This window comes from Anaerosporobacter faecicola (assembly GCF_012070565.1).
GTDB lineage: Bacteria > Bacillota > Clostridia > Lachnospirales > Lachnospiraceae > Anaerosporobacter > Anaerosporobacter faecicola.
In genome coordinates, this window is sequence record NZ_JAAQRO010000009.1 from 210,541 (window position 1) to 235,539 (window position 24,999).

Below are 24,999 nucleotides of genomic sequence, written 5' to 3' on the forward strand. Positions count from 1 at the left end.
GATTTGAAGAAAGGACGAATATAATGTGGAAAAAATTATTTAGACAACGTAAAGTACAAACCATTATGATTTTTTTGGTTATATTGTTATGTACAGCATTATTAAATGGGGCAATGACCATATTAACATCCATTGATGAACCTTATGAACGACTGAAAAAAGAATGTCATACACCGGATATCACCGTGTTCTCCTATTCAGAAGAGAAGGAAGGAGCTAATCGGCTAGAACAACGATTTAAAAAACTATCTTCCGTTGAAAAAGTTATCTCCATTCCATATTCCTATATTGAGGATGATATGTATGTAGGTGATCAAAAAGTTGAAGCTTTCTCTGATCTTGTCAAATATGACAAAGAGGTATATGGTTCCATTCGTGTAATTGAAGGAGATGGAGTCATTAAAGAAGGGGATAAATCTTCTTGTTTAATACCAGCGTGTGTTAAGAATGAATTTGATTTAGAAATTGGAGATACGTTAACGGTAAAAAATCCTCAGGGAGACATCAATTATATCATTCGAGGCGTCTTTGTAGAACCATATTCAACTTCCACAGCGTTTGATTCTGCAATACTTATTGATGAAGTACCTACCGTATGTAAGATACAATATCTTTTAAAGATTTATGCGAAAGAAGGTTCTACCGCAGAGGATGTAAAGAATGATTACCAGGAACAATACCCAGAGCAATTTGTTGGTTTTTTGGAGAGTGTAGATGATGTAATGTCCAACGGGTTGATTACAATTAATATTGTAGCTGCTGTCTTTTTAGCAATTGGTTGTATCATGTTGGTCGTAAGTTGTCTGATTATAAACTTTATGATTCGCCATGCCATGATCACCGATGCAAAAACCATCGCTGTGTATAAGACGATTGGCTATCAGACCAATGATATACTTAAGATGTATCTAACCTTTTATTTCGTAATCGTTCTTTTCGCAAGTACCCTAGGTATATTGGTTTCAAAATTAATATCCAAAGTGATACTTTCTGGTATATTCGATAATATTGGCGAAAATGCAGCAATTAATAGTATTCGTACAGGTATCCCTTGTATAATTATTGTACTTGTATTTGTCTTAACTATTATCTTCTTAATTATTCGAAAAACAAAGAATATAAAGCCGGTTTACGCACTTAACGGATTGCAAAGTACCAATACGAAGAAAAAGAAGATGCACGGAAATGTAAATACTGCATTTTCTCCCTTTGGTATTGCAATACGTAATATCGTAAGGGATAAAAAGGGAATTATTGGAATTTTAATTACAGCTATTGTTACGGTATTTAGTATAAATTTTGCTATGATCTCTTTGGATGTTGCATTTTCTCAAAAAGAAAAGAATGATTATTGGCTGGGTATTGATGCGTCAGATGTTATTATTAATGTAACAGATTCAAGCCAATATGATTATGTAAAATCCATTGTAGAAAAAGATGAACGTGTGGAGAAAGTTCTAAATGTTGTTCAAGATGAAAGAATTTTATTTGATTGGAAAAAGGGAGTTGCATCTCCAAGTTTATCAACTTTTATCTATGATGAGTACGAGACGGTTCAATTACCAGTGATTGAAGGACACAACCCAAAAACAAAAGAAGAAATTGCCATATCCACAAAAGTAGCAGATGATTTTGGAAAAGAAATTGGTGATTATATCGAATGCTATTTGGGATATCAGTATAAGAAAAAATTTCTAATCACAGGTATTTTTCAGACATACTACCAGCTAGGAGATGCATGTCGATTACGTAGCGATTCTTACACCGCAGACGATATACCATTAAACTATAATTCCTGTTCTATTTACCTTAAATCTAAAGAGGACCAAAAAAATTTCATACATGATATGAAAGAAATCTTAGGTAATAAAGGACAGGTAATGCCAAGAACAGAAGCATTTTCATCAATAATGAACATGATCATTGCTCCACAAATCAAAGGAATCCCACCTGTTATTCTATTGGTTTTCCTTATCGGTGGAATCAATATCTTCTGTATCGTTATGCTAAAGAATGCCAATAACGAAAAGAACAATGGCATTTATAAATGTATCGGTTATTCTACGAAAGATTTGCTGTTGTCAAACCTATATTATGTTGGAATGATTGGTCTTGTTGCCATCATTATTGCAATTCCATTAACGATTGCGTCCTATGGAAGCATAATGTCACTTGCTTTACAGGTATTCGGATTTAAGAAATATCCAATTACGTTAAATGTGATTCATTTGCTCATTACAAATGTAAGTTCGTTCTTGTTGTTTATCTTAAGTACAGTAATATCAAGCCGATCCCTGCATCATGTTGATGTAAGAGATTTGATCATGGATTAGAAAAGGAGACGTTTATCATATGAAAAAAACAATCATTCAAACACAGCTGTTATGTAAAAGTTTTATAACCGATGGAGAGATTAATAATATCATAAAAAATATGGATTTAAATATATATGAAGGGGATTTTACAGTTATCATGGGAAGTTCTGGCTCTGGTAAATCTACACTACTCTATTCATTAAGTGGTATGGACCAAGTTACAACGGGAAAAGTTTTCTTTGATGGCGAAGATATTACCCGAATGAAAGAAAAGGAAATTACGAAATTACGTAAGGAAAAATTAGGCTTTGTATTCCAGGGTATCAATCTGATTCCAAATTTAAATGTATATGAGAATATATTAAGTCCAACATACAAAACAAAAAAAGACCGAAAACAAATTGAAAAACGCATTCAGGATCTTATGGAAAAATTGGAATTAACAAATCATAAGAGTAAATTTCCAAATCAAATGTCAGGCGGACAGAAACAAAGAGTTGCAATTTGCAGAGCACTGATTAATGAGCCAAAAGTATTATTTGCAGATGAACCAACAGGTGCATTGAATTCCTCACAAGGGGATAGTGTGTTAGATATCTTTACGAAAGTACATGGAGATGGACAATCCGTAGTTATGGTTACCCACGATCTGAAAGCCGCATTACGAGGAAATCGAATTCTTTATATCAAAGATGGTAGAATAGATGGAGATTTAGCCCTAGCAGAGTATGGAACAGATGATCTTGCTCAAAGAGAAGAAACGGTGTATAAATTTTTGAAGGCAAAGGGGTGGTAAAACACGATTCCTTATGGTAAATCGTACGGTATGATGCTATACTAATACTAAGAATTGTTATGATGTTACGTTATTACCTTAGTATATTGTAGGTTATTCAAAGTGCATGATACTATGCTATAAGGAGTGATTTCCATTGAATACGTTGATTAAAAAGATTACAAATTGGGGAAGAGAAGACCTACAGGTAGAAGCGATTCTACTTGTTGGGTCTTTTGCGCGTAAACAGAACAAGATTGATTCGGATCTGGATGTTTGCATTATTACAGAAGAAAAAGAAGATATGTTACATACCCTTTCTTTTATCCATACTTTTGGTGAAGTGAAACGATATGTTTTAGAATACTGGGGAGAATGTACATCTGTCCGTGTTTGGTATGAAGAAGGTGCAGAAGTGGAATTCGGGATTGTAAAACCAAGTTGGTATTCCCTTCCACTTGATCAAGGAACAAAAAGTGTCTTGCTTGATGGCTATGAAATCCTAGTAGATAAAAAAAATGTCTTATCGAATACGAATTTTCCGGTGAAACCTTTTCATGAAACGATGGAATTAAGTGAAATATATAATGAAGGATAATAAAAGATAAAACTAGGATAAACCACAAAGTATAAAAGATAATTAAGGGAAAGTCACAAAAGATACAACTAGGTGAACAATAAGAGAAGAATGGAACAAGGAGATTGTTATGTCACATACAATATTGATCATTGAGGATGAAAAAGAACTGGCTAGTATTGTTGCAGCCTATCTAAAAATAGAAGGATTTCAAGTAGAAATTGCCAACGATGGAAAATCTGGATTAGAAGCATTTCATCGTTTCAATCCCAGTGTGGTGTTATTAGATATTATGTTGCCATTATTAGATGGAATCGAAGTATGTAAGGAGATTCGAGCAGTCTCAGATGCCTCGATTATCATAATTTCTGCTAAGAATGGGGAAATGGACAAAGTTATTGCACTTGGAATAGGAGCGGATGATTATGTCACAAAACCATTTAGTCCAATTGAAGTAGTAGCAAGAGTAAAAGCGCAAATTCGTCGTTACGAAAAAATGTTGCATCAGGAAAAGGAAGAAAATCCTTCTACCCTCGTAAGTGGGGAGTTGATGTTAACCAAATCGTCCTATACAGCAACGGCAAAAGGAGAAACGTTGAATCTTACAACGAAAGAGTTTGATATGCTTTATTATCTTGCATCGAGTCCAAATCAAGTATTCTCAAAAGAACAGATCTACGAAGCCGTTTGGGGGTATAATGAGTGTGGTGATGATAATAGTGTTACAGTATACGTGAATCGAATTCGTGAAAAGTTAGACCATTATGGCCTTAATTACATAAAAACGGTTTGGGGAGCTGGATATAAGTTCTTCCCACAATAAACCAAAAGAGGAGAAAGACAGGGAATGTGGGGTACCTGTAAGGGATAAGATGAGGAAAGATACGATAAAAAAATGGAATACCATGACTGCTATTGTATTGATTATGGTCTGGGTTCTGAGTATTGGAAGTAGCGTTTGGCTGTTTATTCAAAGTGATTTTACAATCTATATGAATGATATCCGTATTCAATTGGAGATGGAGAAAGAATCCATAGAAGAAGGAATCTATGAGAAGGGTACCTATCCTTATCTTGTATTTGATTTAGCAGGAGAGGTAGTATATGCAGATGATGAATTTGATTATCTGCCGGGTGACCATGTGATTGCAGAAGAGATGCTTCAGAATGATAAGAGCTTTGCAAAGAAGTACAATGGAAAAGAAAAATGTCCACTATTGTTAAATGATAAGAATGGCGTTTGTAAAGGTTTTGTTGTATATCTAGTTTCAAAAGAACAGCTAAAAAATGCAACCTATAAAAAGAATAGCGAAAAATGCTTCTTCCCGTTGGTTTTGGGGAGTCTTGTTAGTCTGTTTCTAATCTTGTTTCGAACAAGGTATTGCAATAAAAGGATACTAAATCCCTTACAGAAAATCAGTACTTCTGCCAATGCTATTATTGCCGGAAATTATGATGTGGAAGTACATCGCATCTATGAAAGTGAACTTCAAAGTAATGAGATTGGTGATTTGACCTATTCCTTTGAACTAATGCGTGATGAATTAAAGGAAAAACAAATGTCTGAGCAAGCATTACGGAAGTCGCAACAGGAATTGATCTCTTGTATCTCTCACGATCTTCGAACACCAATATCAACAATTAAAGCATATGGAGAGGGACTCCGTGATGGAATAGCTGGCAGTGAAGAAGAAAGAAAAGAATTCTTGACCATTCTTTTGAATAAAACCAATCTATTGGAAGAAATGATTACAGAATTGTTGGAATACTCCAATACCCAATTAAATCAATTAAATATTGTACGAAAAGATATTTATTTTCAAACATATATAAAAGAAATTGCAAGAGAGTTGCGAATCTATGCAGAACAACAAGGGTTTACATTTAAACAATCCATTATACTAGAGGATTTTCTGATTAATATTGATGAAAAAAGAATAACAGAAGTCCTATATAATCTGATCGAAAATAGTATGAAATACAGTGACAAGACGAATGGTGTAATAGAGTTTTTGGTAACACGGGAAGAAAAATATGTTACATTCCATGTGAAGGATAACGGAATTGGCATTGGAGCGGATGATATTCCTTACGTATTCGATAAATTCTATCGAGCTGAAAAATCTCGAAGTTCCAATGTTCCTGGTTCTGGACTTGGCTTGTCCATATGTAAATATATTGTAAATCAACATAATGGGGACATCTATTGTCGAAGTAGAAAGTCACAAGGAAGTGAGTTCTGGTTTACAATTGGTATATAACGTTACGAATGATGAAGCCAGTAGAATGGTTGATTCCTTCTAAAAAATCGTGTATACTCTTTTCGATACGATACGATAGATAGAAAGAGGATTAGATTATGAATATTGTTTCTTTATTAGCTGGACCTATTATTGGAGGAGTAATCGGATATTTTACGAATTATATTGCAGTTAAGATGCTTTTCCGTCCTAAGAAAGCAATCCAGATTGGATCTTTTACGTTACCATTTACACCTGGTATCATACCAAAGAGAAAACCTGCTCTTGCACATGCCATAGGACAAGCAGTAGGGAATAATCTTGTGGATGAGGAAGAATTAGCGCAAGTTTTTCATTCTGAAGCGATGAAAGAAACCATTGTAATGGGTATTCGCAATGCAATGGATCAAAATCTCCTTCACGAGACGATTCATGAAGTGGGGCAAACTGTATTTCGTGAAGATGAGTACATGGAGAAGAAAGAACAAGTTGCAGAATGGATTACCAATAAGATCACGGAAGGTTTTTTGGGAATGGATGTGGGCAACTTAATCGCAACGGAAGGAGCAGCTGCAATACAACAAAAAGGTGGTATGCTTGCGATGTTCATTAATCAGGATATGATTGCTTCACTGGCAACACCTATTGGGAACAAGGTTGATCAATATGTACAAGAACAAGGAAAAGAGAAAATACGAGCTTATGTAGCCAATGAAATTACAGAAGTAGAAGGGAAAACGCCAGGAGAACTATTGAATATATCAGATTCTACAAAGGTAGACAATATGATTTCAGCCATATATGATGCCTTTGTTGAGGAACAAGCATCTAAGATTGCAGGCACATTTGATATCCAAGGTATTGTAGAAGAGAAAATCAATGCAATGGATGTTTCGGAATTAGAGACATTGATTATGTCTGTTATGAAACACGAGTTGGGAACAATCGTGAATTTGGGTGCTATAATTGGGTTCTTAATTGGGTTACTTAATTTATTATTCTAATACAGAAGAAAAGAGGCTGTTTTATGTGGATTGTGTTTGCTTTTTGTTCAGCCATATTTGCGGGATTAACAGCAATTCTTGCTAAGTGTGGGATTAAGAACACCGATTCAAATGTAGCTACTGCATTGCGAACGATTATTGTACTCGTATTTTCGTGGATTATGGTAGGAATTACAGGAAGTTACGAAGGAATAGATGCAATTGGTTTGAAAACATGGGTGTTCCTGATTCTTTCTGGTCTTGCTACAGGTGGTTCCTGGCTTTGTTATTTTCATGCATTACAAATCGGTGATGTGAACAAAGTAACACCAATCGATAAATCAAGTACCATTATTACTATGATTCTTGCAGGGGTGTTCTTACAAGAAGGCTTTCCTATTATAAAATGCTTTGCAATCCTAACAATTGGAATTGGCACATATCTAATGATCCAAAAAAAGAATGACGTTAGGATTCGTGTGGAAGAAGAAAAGAGACAAACGCGTAGTTGGATTTTTTATGCTTGTGCTTCTGCATTATTTGCTAGTTTAACGTGTATTCTTGGAAAAGTAGGTATAGAAGAAATAAACTCAAATCTTGGTACTGCTATTCGAACTGTGGTTGTTCTTGTAATGGCATGGATTGTTGTATTCGTTACAAAAAAGCAACACACCATCCGCATGATTGATCGAAAGAGTTGGCTATTCCTTGTATTATCAGGATTTGCTACAGGTGGTTCGTGGCTGTGCTATTATCGGGCATTACAGACGGGAGAAGTAAGTATTGTTGTACCAATTGATAAACTCAGTATCTTAGTCACCATAGCATTTTCCTATTTTGTTTTTGGTGAAAAGTTATCCCTAAAATCTGGATTTGGTTTGTTCTTGATTATAGTTGGGACATTCAGTTTACTTATATAAGGTACAGAGAGCAAAGCAGATTTTCATTCTTGTAAAACAGGATTTTACCCAAATAACAGGAGAAAGCGTTATTCATAAGGAGGAGAAGGATATGAATCAGTCTGATCTGAAAAGAAATTTGTATATGCTGCATGGTCCTTTAGCAAATCAAGGCTATGATTGGTGGTGGCATTCATTTACAGCATACCATGAAAAAACAGGAGAAGCGAAGGCATTCTATATTGAATTCTTTCTGATTAATCCTACATTAGCACCAGAAAGTGTTGTACTTGGACAAGATCCAGATAATCAAGCCGCGGGTATAAAACCAAGTTATTGTATGATTCATGTTGGGACTTGGGGAAAGGATCATAAGCAGTTACATGCATACTATCCAGTGGCAGATGTAAAGATGAAAGAAGATGTGTTGTCTTTAGAAGTAGATGGGAATCAATTAACCGAGCAGTTTACATGCGGTAAAGTACTTGTTACAGAAGATATGGCAATGCAACATCCGGAATATATGAGTGATGCCGGTGAAATGGAGTGGAATCTAAAGATTCATAAGAAAATCTGTTATAATGTAGGGTATGGTGCATCAAAATTTTTCCGATCTTTGAATGCGTTTGAGATGTTCTGGCATGCAGAAGGTATGAAAACCGAATATGAAGGTACGATCTGTTTTAATGGAGAATACTATCAAGTTATACCTGAAAAAAGTTTCGGATATGCAGATAAAAATTGGGGTAAGAACTTTACAAGTCCATGGGTTTGGATCAGTAGTTGTAATTTGTATAGCCACAGAAGAAAGGAACGGTTAAAAAATTCCGTCTTCGAAGTAGGTGGAGGCAGACCGAAGGTATTTGGCATTCCGATGAATCGTAAATTACTAATTGATTTTTACTATGAGGGGAAAGAATATGAATTTAATTTCTCAAAGTTCTGGATGCTTGTACGTACAAAATTCCATTGTTATGAAACAGCAAACTATGTTCATTGGAAAGTTAAAACGGAAAATGCAACGCATATACTTATTATTCAATGTCGATGTCGAAAAGAGGAGATGTTGAAGATTAATTATGAAGCACCAGATGGCTCTAAGAAACATAAGAATCTTTGGAATGGCGGTACTGGGGAAGGAAAATTGATCCTATATAAGAAGCAAGGAAATTCAAGAATCTTAATCGATCGCCTTACCTTCCATAATGCTGGTTGTGAATATGGTGAATACGAATAAACTTCGAATCCTAGGTTATAAGCTACGGAAAGAACTTGGAGTGCAATGGTAGTAGCGTTTGAAAATACGGGCAAAATAGTTGTTGTCAGTAAAACCACTTTGAGTTGCAATCTCTGTAATCGGTAGTTCTGTATTCTTAAGAAGCAAACTAGCGTGATGTAAACGAAGCTTAATAACATATTGCATCGGTGATATCTGATAAGTATTCTGAAAAATTCTTGAAAAATGTCGTTCGGATAGATATGCTATCTGTGCAAGCTGTTGTACTGTAAGGGTTTCCGTATAGTGATTTTCAATATAGGATACCGCATTTGCAATATAGATTAAATCATGATGATCTGTCTTTTCAGGAAGTTTATAAATCCTGGAAAGGTAGATGATCAAATGCAGAAAACAAGATTTCAGCATTTCTTGCCATCCTTCTTTTCGTAATCGATATTCCATCATCATCTCTTCAATCATATGAGATACCTTCTGATATTCTTCAAAATTCATTCGTAATTTACTCTGAAATTCATATTCCTTTGTTATGTAAGGCTCTAGGACAAAAAGAGCATGAAATCCTCTGGATCGCTTTATATCGCTTTCTTCTGGAAACATAAGCTCTGGGTGAAACATGATGTTACAGAGTCGAAACTCTTTGGAGTTACGAAATCCATGAGCAGTATTACTTCCGATAACAAAGATATCGCCTTTCTTAATTTCATAGGATTCTTCTTCAACCACATGTATCGCTGAGCCCTCCATAACAATAACAAGTTCTGTAAAATCTTTATGTGTATGCATAAAAAAGTCACCAGAATGATGTCCATATTGAATAAAAAAGGGGAATTTATGGTTGGTTGTGAAAAAATCTAATTTCATCTCGTACATCGGCTGAACCTCCATGACCGTTTTATGCTATTCTGTGTCTGAAAACTCGTTGTAGGTTACTATTTATGAATGATACACTATATACAGTATAGTGCTAGTATATATAGAAGTCAAACAGAAGCTTATTAGGAGGAGTACATATGATATATCAAAATCCAATTGTGAAAGGGTTCTACCCAGATCCGAGTGTATGTAAAGTAGGAGATACGTTCTACATGGTTTGTAGTTCCATGCAATATTTTCCGGGCGTTCCGCTTTTTCAAAGTAAGGACCTTATAAATTGGGAGCAGATTGGACATTGTCTTACTAGAGAAAGTCAAATTGCTTTAACAGGTGTTAATAGTTCCGGTGGTGTATTCGCGCCAACCATACGCTATCATGAAGGACGTTTTTATATGGTTACGACCAATGATACAACACATCAAAATTTCTATGTATGGACAGATGATATTATGGGAGAATGGTCGGAACCAAATTATGTGGATCAAGGTGGTATCGACCCTTCTTTGTATTTTGAAGATGGTAGGACATATTTCATGAGTAATGGAAGCGACGAAGATGGTGTACCTGGAATTGTTCAATGTGAAATTGAGATTGAAACAGGAAAAAAGCTTTCGAAAAGTAAGACCATTTGGCAAGGTTCTGGTGGAAGATACTTAGAAGGACCACATTTGTATAAGATCAATGGAAGTTATTATCTGTTAGCAGCGGAAGGTGGTACCGAGTATGGTCATATGGTGACCTATGCAAGAGGGAATTCAATCTTTGGTCCATTTACTTCATATGCATCGAACCCAGTCTTAACGAACCGTAATCTTGGTGGATATGAAATCCAGGGAATTGGACACGGGGATCTTATAGAAGATAACCATGGAAATTGGTGGATTATCTCTCTTGGTTTTCGACAAATTGGAAGATGGGATACATTCCATCATCTAGGTAGAGAAGTATTCCTTACTCCAGTAACCTTCCAAAAAGATGGCTGGTTTATTGCAGGTGAGCAGGGTACAACACAAAGAACAGTGGATACGGATCGCATCTCTGATTCTGTAGTACAAAAGAAAGTAAAGTCTGTGACATTCGCAGATACAGACTGGAAAAAGGACTGGAGTTACTTACGAATCCCAACGGAAGAAAATTATCGAATTCAAAAAGATAGGGTTCAATTACATGGTACAGATGTAACGCTGGATCAAGCAGATAGTCCAACGTTTCTTGGATTACGACAGAGAGAATTCTGTGCAAAAATCACCTGTGATGTCCAAACAGATAGTGGGGAAGCTGGAATTACATGTTACATGGATGAAAATCATCATTATGATCTTGCAATTCGTGAAAAAGACAAAGTGTTCGAAATTATCGAGCGATTGAACATAGGAAACATTAAATCCATTGAACATATTGTTATACAGAAGGGTTCGAAGATACGATTCCAAATCGTGGCGGAGAATTCAAAATATCATTTCTATTGTATACAGGAAGACAAAGAAAGTCCAATTGTTTTGGGAGAAGGGTTAACGAGATATCTATCTTCTGAAGTAGCGGGTGGATTTACTGGCGTTATGATTGGTCTATATGCTTCCGATCAAAAGGAAGGATCATTTGCAAACTTTACGAATTTTACTTGTGAATATGTATAAGCAAAGTTAGGAAACACTTAAAAGTAACAAATACGAAAAATAACAAAGATCACCCATATCTTTCAATGGAAAGGTATGGGTGATCCTTTACATTCCTAAATTAGATACAGAAAGGTCCTTCTTCTGTTTGAATTTCACAACTGCATTCTCCTTTTGTCGTTCCACATACTTGTGTGCTTTCAGGTGTACATTCAGGATTACGTGCTAATTCGGTATTATCACAGCGACGGTTTTGTAGTTCACATATTGGATTTGGTGCAACTTCAAAACGGTAATCACAGCCTTTGCTGTTGATGTAACGATCAATCACAGCATGACTGGCTACTCTACACACTTTTTCATTGACAACATCCTGGTAGCAATAGAATGGATCATCTGCTTGTAATGTACACAAAGGAACGATACATTCACCGAGTTGCGTATTACCTGTTGTAGTTTCAATAACGGAACGAACGTAATCAATATTTGGACGTAAGCAGAGAAGTTCAGGGAAGTCTCCACAAGGGATAACCTGCTGCCATTCTTTACCTTCATATTTGCAAAGAAGGTCTTTCGCCTTATGCAAATGAGCAATTTCTTGAACGAAACATTCTTCCCATAAGCAACGGATTTGTTTATCACATTCTGTTTGCATACATGAATAATACAGATAACATTCCGTATATTCATGCATTAATAATTCTTCTAACCATGTAGCAGTGGTATCTTTCAAGCTTTCGTATTGACTAACATGTTGTTCTTCGATCATACCAATTTCTTGATATAGACGACGACCAAGATCAGACTTATCATATAAAGATGCAACATTCATATAATAATTCATTGTTTGTTGTTCGGCTGCTGTAATGATGCCGATATTTAATTTCGTTAAGATGGAAGCGGTATCATTATTTACATAAGGGAAGATACTATCCTTTGGATATCGGTGTTCGGATATGGTAGGTCTAGCAGGTGTAATTTCCGTATAGCCACCAACTAATTTTTTCGGACAAATTCCATATTCATAATCAAGCAAGTTCGAATAACGGTAGAGATGATCAAAATCCTCTAATAATGCAAAGTTTAATGCATTTCTTACGAGACAATCTGGTTCTTGTTTTGCTAAAACGGAAGTAAGATCGACAGCAAGTTGTTCATACGTGATTGTATGCTCTAATATGGATTCGTTCTTTGGTTTCAAACAGCTGATTCGTTTTTGCTGCTGTTGCTCAATACGCCTTACTAGCGCTAATTCTCTACGTAAATCATTATCGGTACAATGACGGGAAAAATTCCGTGAAAACCATTGTGCTTCAAATTCCGTACCATTCATTAAAACAATTCGGCATTTGGTATAGGGATCAGTAGTTTCTTTGTTATATGGACAAGGATAAATGGTATCCCAGTTCATAAATGTCTTCTCAATTGGTAACGGTTTTTCTTCAAAAGGATTAAAACTGCTCATAAGTTCCCTCGATTTTGTGTTCCTATACATTATATGTTCAATCCGAGAAATGGTGAAATAGACTGGAAAAATGATATGTATTGTGATACAGTGTAAACGAAATTAATACGATGAAGGACATGTAGGTATAAAACAGAAAGGTTGGTAGGTAGAATGAAAGTCATTGCGCATAGAGGATTTAGTGGAATATATCCAGAGAATACGATGTTAAGTTTTGAAAAAGCAGTGGAAGCAGGCTGTGATGTGATTGAATTAGATGTGCAGGAAACGAAGGATCATGTACTTGTTATCATTCATGATGAAACGATTAAACGAACGACAGATGGAGAAGGCTATGTAAGAAAATATACCTTTGAGGAATTACGAAAATTCAATGCTGCTTCTATTAAGAAAAACTTTGATTTTTTACCTATTCCTAGTTTTGAAGAATACGTTGCATGGGCTAAGACAACTTCTGTTACAACCAATATTGAACTGAAAAATAATCGGTTTTATTATACAGATCTAGAAAAGAAAGTAATCGACTTGTTGCAATCGTATGATATGCTGAACCGTGTTATGTTCTCTTCCTTTAATCATGTTTCCATGCTGAAATGTAAACAACTTGCACCAGATGTGCCATGTGGATTTCTTACGGAAAAAGAGATTGGGAATGCGGGGTATTATGTAAAAAGTAGTGGACTGGACTGCTACCATCCGGATGTAACGAATCTAAGTGAAACAGTGGTCAAGAATTGCAAAAAACATGGTGTTGCAATCAATGCTTGGACCGTTAATGAGATGGGAGATCTTCGTAAACTCTATGATTGGGGGATTTCTGGCGCTATAACCAATTATCCGGATATTTGTAAAGCATTTGTGAATAACGCAAACAAGAATCTGTAATAAAATATGGTATTTTATGGTTGACTTTTATGGTTCGTATGCTATAATTGATAGAAATATTGGAAAGGAAGAGTGTTATGGTAGCGAAAAATCGTACATTTATTATGGAATATGTCATTGTACTCGTGGGTATTGTCTTATTAATTACCTACTTTTTTTGCTACGCAAATACATAAGCCTACCACATATTCTAATTTAACATGAATTCATGTGTCGGTGTTTTGCGATAGCAAAGCACCGTTTTTTTTTATAAAATAAGATAGTCCTCCGACTTTCCTATTTTATAAACCCTCCGAGGGGATGCACACTCGCACATAAGCTAGATGTCAGCTGAAGCTACACAGAAGTATACTTTGTGTATGATATTACCTGCTCTTGATCAAAGCAGATGATTAGCTTTACAAACAGTAAAACAGTAAATAAAGAGAGGAGAACCAATTATGCTAAAAAAACTATTCTTAGGAATCCCCAGAAAAATCATTATAACGAATACCATTATTACCTTGATTTGGTCAATTATGAATTCTTATCTGACGGTGGCTTTATCAAAAGTGGCCGCAACACAGATTGAGCATAAAGCATTTATTCATGCAGCTTGTTTTTTTATTGTATATATCCTGTTGTGGGAAATGATTGAGTTTATATGCGATTATCTACAAGGAATCCTTACGGTATATGTTCAAAATTACAGCTATTCCTATTATTATCAAAAATTGTATACAACGAAGCCAGAAGAATTGCAAAAAGGAAATACAGGGTATGTAGCAGGTATATTAACACAATTGATTGAGAAAAAAAGTACCCTACTATTCAGTCTTTTGATTACGACAATCAGTCTCGTATATATTATATATTTAATTGTTTACATAGCGCAGTATTCCTTGATTTTTTCAGGAATCATCATCTTCTTATCGTTTCTTTCTATTGTTATACGATTGGTTTGTTCAAAAAAAATAGCAGCATCATTGAAAAATATGACCGTAGTACGAGGGGAGCAAACGAGAATCTTCATGGATGGCATTAATAATATATCTACTGTTCAAAAATTACGAGGATTGTCATTCATTCAACAAAAAGCTACAAATATAGAGAAGAAGAATCTACAAGCCTCCAGACGATTTATAATTGGAAATGAGATTGGATTTACGGTATATAAGACGATCAATTATATGATCTACCCAATCTGTATGTTTGTTGCATTGGAAATTTACCAACGTGATGCACAGTTTCCCATCGTACAGTTTTTGGCATATCTATCCTTAGCAACGATTCAGTTGGTTTTCAACAACAGAAATATTGCTAACTTTATAAAAGATTTTACTGTATATTGTACATCACAAAAAGAAATGGACCGGTTGATTAGGGAACAGTCTTCCATCTATACCTCCACCTCTATAGGAGCAGATTTCCATGAAATCTCCATTCAGGAACTTACCTATCAATATGGTACACAAGAAGAAGCATTAAAGATATGCATCCCATCTTTTGTTATTCAGAAAGGGGAAAAAATCTGTATTATGGGAGAGAGTGGACAGGGAAAGACAACTTTATTAAAAATCTTATCAGGAATTATTGAGACAAAAGGCAATGTATATGTAGATGGCATTGCAGTGGATAAGAATATTGATGCTGTTTTCATTGCACAGGATACGGAAATGTTAGACTTAACATTACGGGAGAACCTGACATTTGGTAATCCTTCTATTACAGACGAGCAGCTATATAACATGCTTAAAGAAGTTGGGATGTGGGATTGGTTTGAAAAACAGGAAGAAGGATTGGATACCTTATTGGGTGAGCGTGGTGTATTCGTATCCACAGGACAAAGACAACGACTTAATGTAATCCGTGGTCTATTGATCGATAAAGAGATTTATTTGCTTGATGAACCAACAAGTAATCTAGATGAGGTAACTGAAGAACGGATTATAGCAATGATTAATCATTATCTAAAACAAAAAACGGTAATCATCGTTACACATAAAGAGAAGATTAGTCACATTTGTAATCGAAAGTATGAATTTATTGATAGTGAAATACGAGAAGTAAAAGAAGTTACGATATAAGGGAAAAAACAAAGTGTACTTCGTAAACGCTCGTATTAATAACAGCTTCAAAGTACACTTTGTCTAACTATATGTTATTTTCCAATCTTAAATACATAATCGGTATTGTACGTACGTACATAAAGTTTACTACCTTTTTTGATAATATATTCCGGAGCAGTCTTTAAAGCTATTTTGGAAATTACTTTACCATTTGTACGATTTAATTGGTAGAGATAATCCTTTTCATCGGTAAATCCATATCCGCAAATAATGACATTACCGATAATCTCAAAATTCGTACAATTAGCAACTAATGGACTAGAACGCCATAAAATCTTATATGTGGATAAATCAATTGCAGTTATGTAAGCATTCATATTGTAAGAACTCTTGGCATAGGTATCATGGCTGTTGGATACATAAAGGACATTACCTACGATCTTTGCCCATTTAATTTCTTGTTGGACATAATCATAATCTTCTTTGACGTATTTACTGGAATAGCGATAGTTGGAAAAATCAAGTTTATACACAATTTCTCCATTTTTTTTACTGTAAATATAGAGTTTGTATCCTTCTGCATAATTTCCTCCATATACACAGTAGATGTAAGAAGCATCTTCAAAAGCATTGGTGATGTAAAGATCCCCGCAATACCAATCAATATAATATGGTAAGTTCGAAGAATAGTTGTTGAACTCCCCAGGAATAACAAAAACAGGTAATTCTAAATCATTTTTTGAAAACCATTCCTCATCATCTGTTATTTTATTGGCTTTTTTTGATTTCAACGTGAGCGTCAAAGGACTAACTTTTTTTGTTTTTGTACCCTTTGTTAGTGTATACTTCATTGGCGGTTTCTTTAGTTTCTTAAATTTAATCTCTGTTTGTGTATCTTCCTCTGCATGAACTGTCTGCACAGAATAACCGAACACAAGACATAGACATAAAAAAAGTGTTACTATTCGTTTCATTTGTTATCCTCCCTATTAATTCCTATAATCATCTTGACAAATGCTTACTTATCGCACTTGTTTCCTTACATATGTTAATAGTAAATCTTTGGCTGTAATTCGTCAAGAGGTAGCTTTTCTATACATCTTTAATCACCAGAAAATCAAGTTGAATAATAAAATAGAATGCCGTATACTGGTAGTGAATTTAATGAAGAAAAGAATAGAGATACTCCTAGGTAAACAATTTCGAGGATACTTGAAAGATATAGGAGAATAAGTTAAATGGAGAAAGCAAAATGACAATTAATGAATACCAAACATTAGCGATGAAAACACGCAATAAAGAAATGTCTCAAAAAGACACATTGATTAATGGAGTAATGGGATTATGTGGGGAATCTGGAGAAGCTATTGATCTTGTTAAGAAACATCTTGCTCAGGGTCATCCCCTTAATCAAGAGGAACTTGCAAAAGAATTAGGAGATATCGCATGGTATCTTGCAGAAACGGCTTTGGCGATTGGATATTCATTGGAGGAGATTTTTCAGATGAATATTGAAAAATTAAAGAAACGCTATCCAGAAGGATTTGATCAAGAGAAATCCATTCATCGTGAGGAATAGAGGAAAAGACATAGAAGAAAAGACATAGAAGAAAAGACATAGAGGAAAAGACATAGAGGAAAAGACATAGAGGAGACGAAATTATGCCAAATATTGATTTTTTTACAGATTTGTGAAGTGACTATTCATCAGGAATATTAGCTTCTACCTCTTCTAATTTGTTATTAATAACAGATAAACCGTTTACGAAAACTTTCCGTACATATCTTACACCTAGGGAATATGGAACATTAACATGGCGATTCTGGCATACGAATACGGTGGATTCAACTTGGGATGATGGTTCTGTATCAAAAGCGGGACAAGAGGGAGGAACATGGACCGTTTTAGAAGCGTGTATATCGGATGGAGGAAGGATTGCCGATGGAACAATTGAACCGAATACGAGTATCCCCATAATTTTTGCAGGGAAAGAAACAAAGACAGTAGAGCCGGGGGAGGCATTCTTCAGTGATGAAGTAACATTTACATTAGAAGAGGGACATTATCTTGTATTTACCTGGACAATTCAAGCAAAAAAAACTGGGTATGTATTCCCGTATAATACAGAACGTTGTTTAATGTCTACCTATATCGCAGATGGTCTTGTGGCTCAACAGTGTGAAAAGGAATCGTTTGTACCATCTGATAATATGGTTGTATTGCCCCATCTATTTGCTATTCGTAAGAAGGTTACGAAAAAGATCTGCTTCATGGGAGATTCCATTACGCAAGGAGTGAATACCAAGAAGGATGCCAATGAATATTGGGTATATAAGATAGGAGAAAAGTTACCAAAAGAATTCGGTATCTGGAATATTGGAAGTGGCTGGTCACGAGCATACGATGCGGCCCAAGATGGTTCCTGGCTGAATAAAGCGAAACAAAATGATGAAGTCATTCTTTGTTTTGGCGTTAATGATATTGGTACGGGGAAACGTACATATGAGCAGCTGCTACAATCTCTTACAATAATCGTGGAAAAACTTTGGGAAGCGAATCCACATTTGCGTGTTCTTTTGTTTACGGTACCATCTTTCAATTTTGTAGGTGAAGAAGCAAAGATTTGGCGTAAGATCAATGAAACGATTAAAACGGAACCTCCAAAAGGAGTGGAACATGTATTTGATATTGCTTCAATCTTAGCATTGCCAGCACCAAATGATACACAAACCAAAGGAGAATATCAAGTAAGCGAAGAGGATTGCCATCCCAATGGAAAAGCTGGTACAGTTGTAGCAGAAGCATTTTTAAAATGGTATAGTCAATTAAGATAGGTTTAAAATTGTATTCAGGAAGGTGTTAGGAAAATAGATAACGCCTTTCTTTTTTGTTTTAATTTCATACAGTAGTTTATTCGGTCGAAAAAATAATAGAATGGTAGGATCAAACAATATAGATATGACTATTACGTCACAATGACCGTTTGGTCAGTATGACTACCTAGCCAATGTGACCAAATGGTCAATATGACTTAGTAGTCGGCATGACCCTGTAGTCAATATGACTGTTAAGTCAACATAACGGATACGTCTGCTTAAATTTGTAATTCAATAGAACCTCATTCTTGAATTCAGTATACCTTGGATGTAATATTATATTAATGGTATCAAAAGATTACATGAATAGGTTATGTAAAGTGATTTGACCAGTTATTTCAGAATAACGACCACTTATCCATTATCTATTTCATTTTATTAGGAATGTTATATAATACAATCAATCGGAGGAAATCATGAAGATTAAACTAATAATTGATAAAAGGTATGAAGAACCCCAGGTACATATTTGTAACAATGAGATGACACAAGAAGTGAAATTCTTATACAAGACCATTGATTCTACACTAAACCAAGGAATTAAGGCATACCAAGACGATTCCATTGTTATGTTGGCTAATCCGGATATTATTCATATCTACACACAAGATTCAAAAGTATATGTAACTGCTGTTCATGGAACATATCGATTACAACAACGACTATATGAGCTCGAACAGCAATTAGACAAGACGCTATTTATTCGAATATCCAATTCGGAGATTGTGAACATCAAGAAAATCAAGCGAATGGATACGAGCTTGACAGGTACAATTCGTATGTACTTAGAAGGGGAGAAGGAAGCATATGTTTCCCGTAGATATGTATCGAAGATAAAGAAAGCATTAGGAATTTGAGGTGAGTCGAATGTTAAAGAAAGCAGTTATTCGAGGATTGAATAGTTTTATGTATTCAGTAGCAATCAACGTTGTATTCGCAGTAATTATGATGGCAGTGAAGAAAGATCCAGATTTTTTACCAGTTATCCCAGATTTCGTGGCACATTTTCCAAACAAGACCTATGCATTCTTGGTTCAGTGTTTACTCATTGGCTTAACAAGTACCGCTTTTGGATTTTGGTCCATCATTATGGAGTTTGAACGAATTAGTTTACTCGTACAAAGTATCTTGTATTTCATAGCAACGACAATGGTATGGCTTCCAGTAGCAATGTATTGTTGGAACCTAGGGAAATATAAAGTATCACTGATTGCATCTGTGATCAGTTATATGATTTCCTATTCAGTAACATGGGTAATACAATATCGCACATGTAAAGAGTCCATTAACCAAATCAATAAAAAATTAGGAGAAATGAGGGTGGAAGAATGAAAAATGCAATTGAATTAAATCAGCTACAAAAGAAATTTGGTGACAAAGTGGCCGTAAAGGGAAGTACCTTTCAGGTAGAAGAAGGAATTTTATTTTCATTATTAGGTGTAAATGGTGCTGGTAAAACGACGACAATCCGTATGTTAACTGGTTTATCAAAACCAACCAGTGGGGAAGCCTATGTTGGTGGTTACAATATTAAAACGGAGCTTGATCAAGTAAAGAAAATCTGTAATGTCTCAACACAGGAAACAGCGATTGCACCAAATCTAACAGTAGAAGAGAATCTATTATTCGTTGCACAGATCTATGGGTTTTCAACAACAGAGGCGAAGAAACGAATGGAAGAGGTAATGAAACAGTTTTCATTAGATGAAGTTCGTAAGAGTAAGGCAAAAACCTTATCTGGTGGATGGCAAAGAAGATTAAGTATTGGGATGGCACTCATCACGAATCCGAAGATTCTATTCCTTGATGAACCGACATTAGGACTTGATGTGTTAGCTAGAAAACAGCTATGGAAGATCATTTCTGGTTTGAAAGGAAAGATTACCATCGTATTAACGACCCATTACATGGAGGAAGCGGAAGCATTATCGGATAAAGTAGCAATCATGGTAGATGGCGAATTGAAAGCGTGTAACACCGTAGATGAGATTAAAGCAATGACACAGAAAGATTCACTGGAAGATGCATTTATAGCAATTGCTGAAGGAGAGGTGTAAGTATGAGAGGAATTGTATTTGCAAAAAGAACATTAAAGGAAATAGTAAGAGATCCATTAAGTTATATATTCTGTGTAGGTTTTCCTATCGTCATGTTAATTATTATGACAATTGTAAATGAAAGTATTCCTGCACAAGCTGCTATTGAAATCTTCCAAATTCAAAATCTTGCACCTGGTATTGCATGCTTTGGGTTGACCTTTATCATGTTGTTCACCTGTCTACAAGTATCAAAGGATCGTTCCACTGCATTCTTGATTCGTTTGTATGTATCACCAATGAAACCAGGGGAATTTGTTGCTGGATATACATATCCTGTTATTCTTATAGCAGTCTTACAGTCCGTAATTACATTTATTGCAGCAATGATTATTGGACAGATCAAAGGCTATCATTTTGAGATACAAAACATCTTACTTTGCATGGTTGTTTTGCTTCCATCAGCATTGTTATTCATTGGTTTCGGATTATTCTTTGCAACATTATTGAATGAAAAAGCTGCACCTGGAATCTGTTCCATTATCATTTCTGCTGCCTGTATGATCGGCGGAATCTGGATGGATGTTGATTCGATTGGAGGAACATTAGAAAAGATATGTAAAGTCTTTCCTTTCTATCATGGTGTCGCCGCTGCTAGATTTGCTATTCGAGGAGAATATAGCAAACTGGGGCAACCACTTTTGATCATCTTAGTCTATGCAGTTGTGATCTATCTGTTAGCAACCTTTGTCTTCCGTAAGAAGATGCAAAGTGATGTTCGTTAGTGTATCAGTTTGCAACAATAGTAGACATCTTAAGAGTTAAAAAAGAGTTTCGCAATTTCTTGTGATTGTGATATACTAGAGAAGAGCTTGGATTATCGTTCCAAGACTCATACATATTTACAAGCGTTAGGAGATAGGAGACAGTATAATGGCAACGAGACAAGAAGTATTTGATTATATGAAAGCAATCTGGAATACAACGAAAGAAAAGATGAAAGCAGATGGATACCAGTATAAAACATTGGAAGAAGCAAAGGATCACTATGAGATCTTTGAGTGCATCTACCAAGTGTATTCAGAGGAATTCACCCATTCTTGTCGTGATTATCAGTTGAAAGCAGGAAGTAAAGCAACAAAGATGATTGGGGAACCTTCTTGCGAATTAGAAGCATTTATGCCAGACAAAGACAAAAAACCAGTATATTGCTTGGATGCAAAGAATAAATCCTACGGTTATTATGTGATTCCATATGACCGTCAGACAAAAGAAGATTCGATGAAAGCTTGTTTGAAGGAGATGCATCTAGAAGACAGGGAGCAGATTTCTACATGTGATTTCGAGAATACAAGAAAACTTAAGTTAGCGAAATTGATCGATGATACGAATCTGAATTTAAAACTAGCAGAAGACTATTTTAAAGAAGACTGTCAACGAATTAAGTTTATCTATGGTATTCATGGTGGTACTTCAGGGAAAAAAGCAATCTCTGAAATCTATTCCTATAATATTATGTTAAATGTTTTATTAACCAGCGATATCTTCTGTCCAGTAGAAGGAACAGAAGAAGAACGAGAATTTCATCATGAACCATTCCGTCTATTCTCCGATTATCTAGAACGAATCGGTTATGATGGAATCCTATATCAAAGTCACCTTGACCCAAATGGAAAATGCATCGTCATCTTCCATCCAGAAACCATGCAGGTGCTTCCAGACACGTTGTCTTGCCATATTGACGTGAAGAATCTGTAAGGAGCTCAATAGGAAGGGACCGTTGCAAGCGTATCACATCTGCAACGGTCTTTTTTGGAATGTTGGAAAAGGAGGAGTACGGTGAAGATATCAATTGAAACAATTGACGTGAATAAGGAGGAAGAAATCTTAATTCGTTGTCACGAAGTAAATGATCGAATCCTGAACTGCGTAAAGAATATTGAAAAACAGAATGCAGATTTAATCGGATATAATGGAGATAGTATTCATCGGTTGCAATTTGCAGATGTGTATTATTTTGAAGCAGTGGATAATAAAGTGTTTATCTATTGCAAGAATAAAGTCTATGAGTCCAAACAAAAATTATATGAACTGGAGGAATTGTGTCCCCCTAAGAAATTCTTTCGTGCGTCCAAATCCTTCATCTTGAATATTAGTAAGATTGATTTTGTTAAACCTTCCTTAAGTGGACGGTTTGATGCAACGTTAGATAACGGAGAAACCATTGTGGTTTCCAGACAATATGTTCCCATACTGAAATCAAAATTAGGGTTATAGGAGGAGAAAAATGAAGTTAAGTCAAGTACTATCCAACATGATTCGCAACTTTTTTGTAATCTTTGGGATTATCATAATAGGAACAGCCATCTTGAATCCTGATTTTATCTTTACAAGTGAAAAGATTTTGTTAGTTACCTTTATGGCATTTGCAACGGATTGTGTGAATCTGATCTATTGGTCTAGAAAAGAACTGTCAGAACGGGAGAGGAATGTTCGACGAATCTTGCATTTTATATTAATTGAAGTCATTGTTCTGACCTTTGGTAATGTATTCGCAATCTGTTCCGGTTGGCTGGAAACAATCATATTCGGTGCAGAGATTATGGTAATCTATGTGTTGGTATGTGTAATCGATTGGTTGCTCGATCGGAAAACAGCGAACCAGATCAATGAAAAACTACGGTTGTTGAAATCAGAGAATCAGCAATAGATTCATCCACTTACCTGTCTGTTCTTACAACTTATTTTGGCTATCTTACAACTTACCGAAATTCGATTTACCCGCTAAAAATCCCATGTTACAATGCATTTATCAAATAAATGGGAGGAAATCTTGATGGAAAAAATATTTTTAATTACATTGATTTTATTCGAAATCGGATTTGTTATTTTCAGTTTAGTAAAAGGATCTAGGCAAGATCAGATACGAAATAAAGTAAGAGTATGCGGGTTTCTTGTATTCTTAATACTGGCAATTACACCAATTCTTTCCTTTAGTTTTCGCTGGTATATGGTAGCAATTTTATTATTGCTCTATGCAATCATTGGTGGTGTGAAATTATATAAAGCCACTCCATCAAAACCGTTCCGTAAAGGGAAGGTGGTCCTACAAGGAATTTTGATGTGCATTCTTTTCTTCTTTGCTTGTGTGCCAGGGTTGGTTTTCCCAGACTATAAGCCAATTGCATCGACAGGAATGTATGATGTTGCAACAAAGGAGATCACGTATACCGATTCAGAGCATAAGTATCTAGACGGGAAGAACAATTATGTAAATGTAGCTTTTTGGTATCCAAAAAATCCAGAAGATACGAACAAAAGTTTTCCACTAGTTGTATTCGATCATGGTGCTTATGGAGTTAAGGATAGTAATTTTTCTGCTTTTGTAGAACTAGCCAGTCATGGATATGTCGTTTGTTCCATTGATCATCCAGGTCATTCTTTCTTTACAAAATCAGATACTGGGAAAATGGCAATGATGGATATGAACTATTACAAAGAAGTAATGTATGCGAATAGCGTTGATTGTACGGCAAAAGAAGCGTATGACTATATTGGTAAATGGATGGACGTTCGTGTTTCTGGTATTAATCTAACTTTAGACACGATTCTTCAATACGCACAGGAAACAGATGCAAAAAGTCCATATAATTTGATTGATACAGAAAAGATCGGGTTATTTGGTCATTCCATGGGAGCAGCAAGTAGCGTATGGGTCGGACAGGAGAGAGAGGATATTGACGCCATCATTAATATTGATGGTCCTTATTTCTCAGAACTTTCCTATGATGAAACAAACGATGACATTGTTGCAAAAGGGGAAGCGTATGATACGCCTATCTTGAATATCTATTCTGACTCGGTATGGAACCAGATTATTGACGATCGAACAAATGGTGTATATGCAGGAAATAAAATCGCAGATACAATCTGTAAAGAGAATTATACGATGTATCTAAAAGGAGCAAAACATCTAACCCTTACAGATTTAGCATTGATTTCTCCATTCTTAACGAATATGTTAAATAGAGAAAAAGCAACGATTGATGTACGGTATTGTCTTAAGACAGAACAGGAGGCAATCTTATCCTTCTTTGACTGTTACTTAAAAGGTGGTCCTGCCTATACGATGACAGGGACATTTACGAAATAAACGAGGAAAGGGAATTA

At 35.4% G+C, this 24,999-nt stretch carries 24 protein-coding genes; 21 read left to right on the plus strand and 3 right to left on the minus strand.

The annotated features are described in order from the left end of the window. Positions 1–23: 23 nt before the first annotated feature. The 8 genes from HBB17_RS05720 (at position 24) to HBB17_RS05755 (ending at position 9,026) form a co-directional block, all read left to right on the plus strand. Entirely contained in the window at positions 24–2,333 is a 2,310-nt protein-coding gene (locus tag HBB17_RS05720) for an ABC transporter permease (protein ID WP_167956507.1), read from the plus strand. Between the two features lie 19 nt (positions 2,334–2,352). After that, positions 2,353–3,111, plus strand: a complete 759-nt coding sequence (locus HBB17_RS05725) for an ABC transporter ATP-binding protein (protein WP_167956508.1) — start codon at positions 2,353–2,355, stop codon at positions 3,109–3,111. A gap of 136 nt (positions 3,112–3,247) precedes the next feature. Further along, positions 3,248–3,688, plus strand: coding sequence for a nucleotidyltransferase domain-containing protein (locus HBB17_RS05730; protein WP_167956509.1), 441 nt, complete (start codon positions 3,248–3,250; stop codon positions 3,686–3,688). A gap of 109 nt (positions 3,689–3,797) precedes the next feature. Then, complete coding sequence (locus HBB17_RS05735; RefSeq protein WP_167956510.1) at positions 3,798–4,490, plus strand: response regulator transcription factor; 693 nt, start codon at positions 3,798–3,800, stop codon at positions 4,488–4,490. A gap of 49 nt (positions 4,491–4,539) precedes the next feature. Next, complete coding sequence (locus HBB17_RS05740; RefSeq protein ID WP_167956511.1) at positions 4,540–5,928, plus strand: sensor histidine kinase; 1,389 nt, start codon at positions 4,540–4,542, stop codon at positions 5,926–5,928. Between the two features lie 98 nt (positions 5,929–6,026). Beyond that, a complete protein-coding gene (locus tag HBB17_RS05745; protein WP_167956512.1) occupies positions 6,027–6,911 on the plus strand; it encodes a DUF445 domain-containing protein in 885 nt (294 codons plus the stop codon). Positions 6,912–6,934: 23 nt separating this feature from the next. Then, positions 6,935–7,810: an EamA family transporter gene (locus HBB17_RS05750; RefSeq protein ID WP_167956513.1), complete on the plus strand. Its 876-nt coding sequence runs from the start codon at positions 6,935–6,937 to the stop codon at positions 7,808–7,810. Between the two features lie 91 nt (positions 7,811–7,901). Then, positions 7,902–9,026, plus strand: coding sequence for a tocopherol cyclase family protein (locus tag HBB17_RS05755; RefSeq protein ID WP_167956514.1), 1,125 nt, complete (start codon positions 7,902–7,904; stop codon positions 9,024–9,026). A 15-nt stretch (positions 9,027–9,041) separates the two neighbouring features. Here the strand turns inward: HBB17_RS05755 and HBB17_RS05760 are convergent, their stop codons facing one another. Then, positions 9,042–9,899, minus strand: coding sequence for an AraC family transcriptional regulator (locus HBB17_RS05760; RefSeq protein WP_167956515.1), 858 nt, complete (start codon positions 9,897–9,899; stop codon positions 9,042–9,044). 140 nt (positions 9,900–10,039) lie between these two features. Between HBB17_RS05760 and HBB17_RS05765 the strand changes: the two genes are divergently transcribed. After that, positions 10,040–11,539 carry a glycoside hydrolase family 43 protein gene (locus HBB17_RS05765; protein ID WP_167956516.1) on the plus strand — a complete coding sequence of 500 codons (1,500 nt, stop codon included), beginning with the start codon at positions 10,040–10,042 and terminating at the stop codon, positions 11,537–11,539. 100 nt (positions 11,540–11,639) lie between these two features. Here the strand turns inward: HBB17_RS05765 and HBB17_RS05770 are convergent, their stop codons facing one another. Further along, positions 11,640–12,983 carry a hypothetical protein gene (locus HBB17_RS05770; protein ID WP_167956517.1) on the minus strand — a complete coding sequence of 448 codons (1,344 nt, stop codon included), beginning with the start codon at positions 12,981–12,983 and terminating at the stop codon, positions 11,640–11,642. 153 nt (positions 12,984–13,136) lie between these two features. On the opposite strand from HBB17_RS05770, the gene HBB17_RS05775 reads away from it, so the two are divergent. Then, positions 13,137–13,868, plus strand: a complete 732-nt coding sequence (locus HBB17_RS05775; RefSeq protein ID WP_167956518.1) for a glycerophosphodiester phosphodiesterase — start codon at positions 13,137–13,139, stop codon at positions 13,866–13,868. Between the two features lie 440 nt (positions 13,869–14,308). Beyond that, positions 14,309–15,934 carry an ATP-binding cassette domain-containing protein gene (locus HBB17_RS05780; protein ID WP_167956519.1) on the plus strand — a complete coding sequence of 542 codons (1,626 nt, stop codon included), beginning with the start codon at positions 14,309–14,311 and terminating at the stop codon, positions 15,932–15,934. Between the two features lie 74 nt (positions 15,935–16,008). Here the strand turns inward: HBB17_RS05780 and HBB17_RS05785 are convergent, their stop codons facing one another. Beyond that, entirely contained in the window at positions 16,009–16,890 is an 882-nt protein-coding gene (locus tag HBB17_RS05785; protein WP_167956520.1) for a PQQ-binding-like beta-propeller repeat protein, read from the minus strand. Between the two features lie 278 nt (positions 16,891–17,168). Here HBB17_RS05785 and HBB17_RS05790 point away from each other — a divergent pair, with 278 nt between their 5' ends. The 10 genes from HBB17_RS05790 (at position 17,169) to HBB17_RS05835 (ending at position 24,982) form a co-directional block, all read left to right on the plus strand. Then, positions 17,169–17,495 carry a nucleoside triphosphate pyrophosphohydrolase family protein gene (locus tag HBB17_RS05790; protein WP_167956521.1) on the plus strand — a complete coding sequence of 109 codons (327 nt, stop codon included), beginning with the start codon at positions 17,169–17,171 and terminating at the stop codon, positions 17,493–17,495. Positions 17,496–17,653: 158 nt separating this feature from the next. Then, positions 17,654–18,751, plus strand: coding sequence for an SGNH/GDSL hydrolase family protein (locus HBB17_RS05795; protein WP_207717321.1), 1,098 nt, complete (start codon positions 17,654–17,656; stop codon positions 18,749–18,751). 458 nt (positions 18,752–19,209) lie between these two features. Beyond that, complete coding sequence (locus HBB17_RS05800) at positions 19,210–19,650, plus strand: LytTR family DNA-binding domain-containing protein (protein ID WP_167956522.1); 441 nt, start codon at positions 19,210–19,212, stop codon at positions 19,648–19,650. A 10-nt stretch (positions 19,651–19,660) separates the two neighbouring features. After that, positions 19,661–20,125, plus strand: a complete 465-nt coding sequence (locus HBB17_RS05805; RefSeq protein WP_167956523.1) for a DUF3021 domain-containing protein — start codon at positions 19,661–19,663, stop codon at positions 20,123–20,125. Further along, on the plus strand, positions 20,122–20,850 hold the full coding sequence (locus HBB17_RS05810; RefSeq protein WP_167956524.1) for an ABC transporter ATP-binding protein: 729 nt from the start codon (positions 20,122–20,124) through the stop codon (positions 20,848–20,850). Before HBB17_RS05805 ends, HBB17_RS05810 begins: the two co-directional genes overlap by 4 nt. A 2-nt stretch (positions 20,851–20,852) precedes the next feature. Beyond that, entirely contained in the window at positions 20,853–21,614 is a 762-nt protein-coding gene (locus tag HBB17_RS05815; RefSeq protein WP_167956525.1) for an ABC transporter permease, read from the plus strand. Between the two features lie 148 nt (positions 21,615–21,762). Then, on the plus strand, positions 21,763–22,587 hold the full coding sequence (locus tag HBB17_RS05820; RefSeq protein WP_167956526.1) for an RES family NAD+ phosphorylase: 825 nt from the start codon (positions 21,763–21,765) through the stop codon (positions 22,585–22,587). Between the two features lie 81 nt (positions 22,588–22,668). Continuing rightward, complete coding sequence (locus HBB17_RS05825) at positions 22,669–23,106, plus strand: LytTR family DNA-binding domain-containing protein (protein WP_167956527.1); 438 nt, start codon at positions 22,669–22,671, stop codon at positions 23,104–23,106. 10 nt (positions 23,107–23,116) lie between these two features. Then, positions 23,117–23,539 carry a DUF3021 family protein gene (locus HBB17_RS05830; protein WP_167956528.1) on the plus strand — a complete coding sequence of 141 codons (423 nt, stop codon included), beginning with the start codon at positions 23,117–23,119 and terminating at the stop codon, positions 23,537–23,539. 126 nt (positions 23,540–23,665) lie between these two features. Continuing rightward, entirely contained in the window at positions 23,666–24,982 is a 1,317-nt protein-coding gene (locus HBB17_RS05835; RefSeq protein ID WP_167956529.1) for an alpha/beta hydrolase family protein, read from the plus strand. Positions 24,983–24,999: the final 17 nt, after the last annotated feature.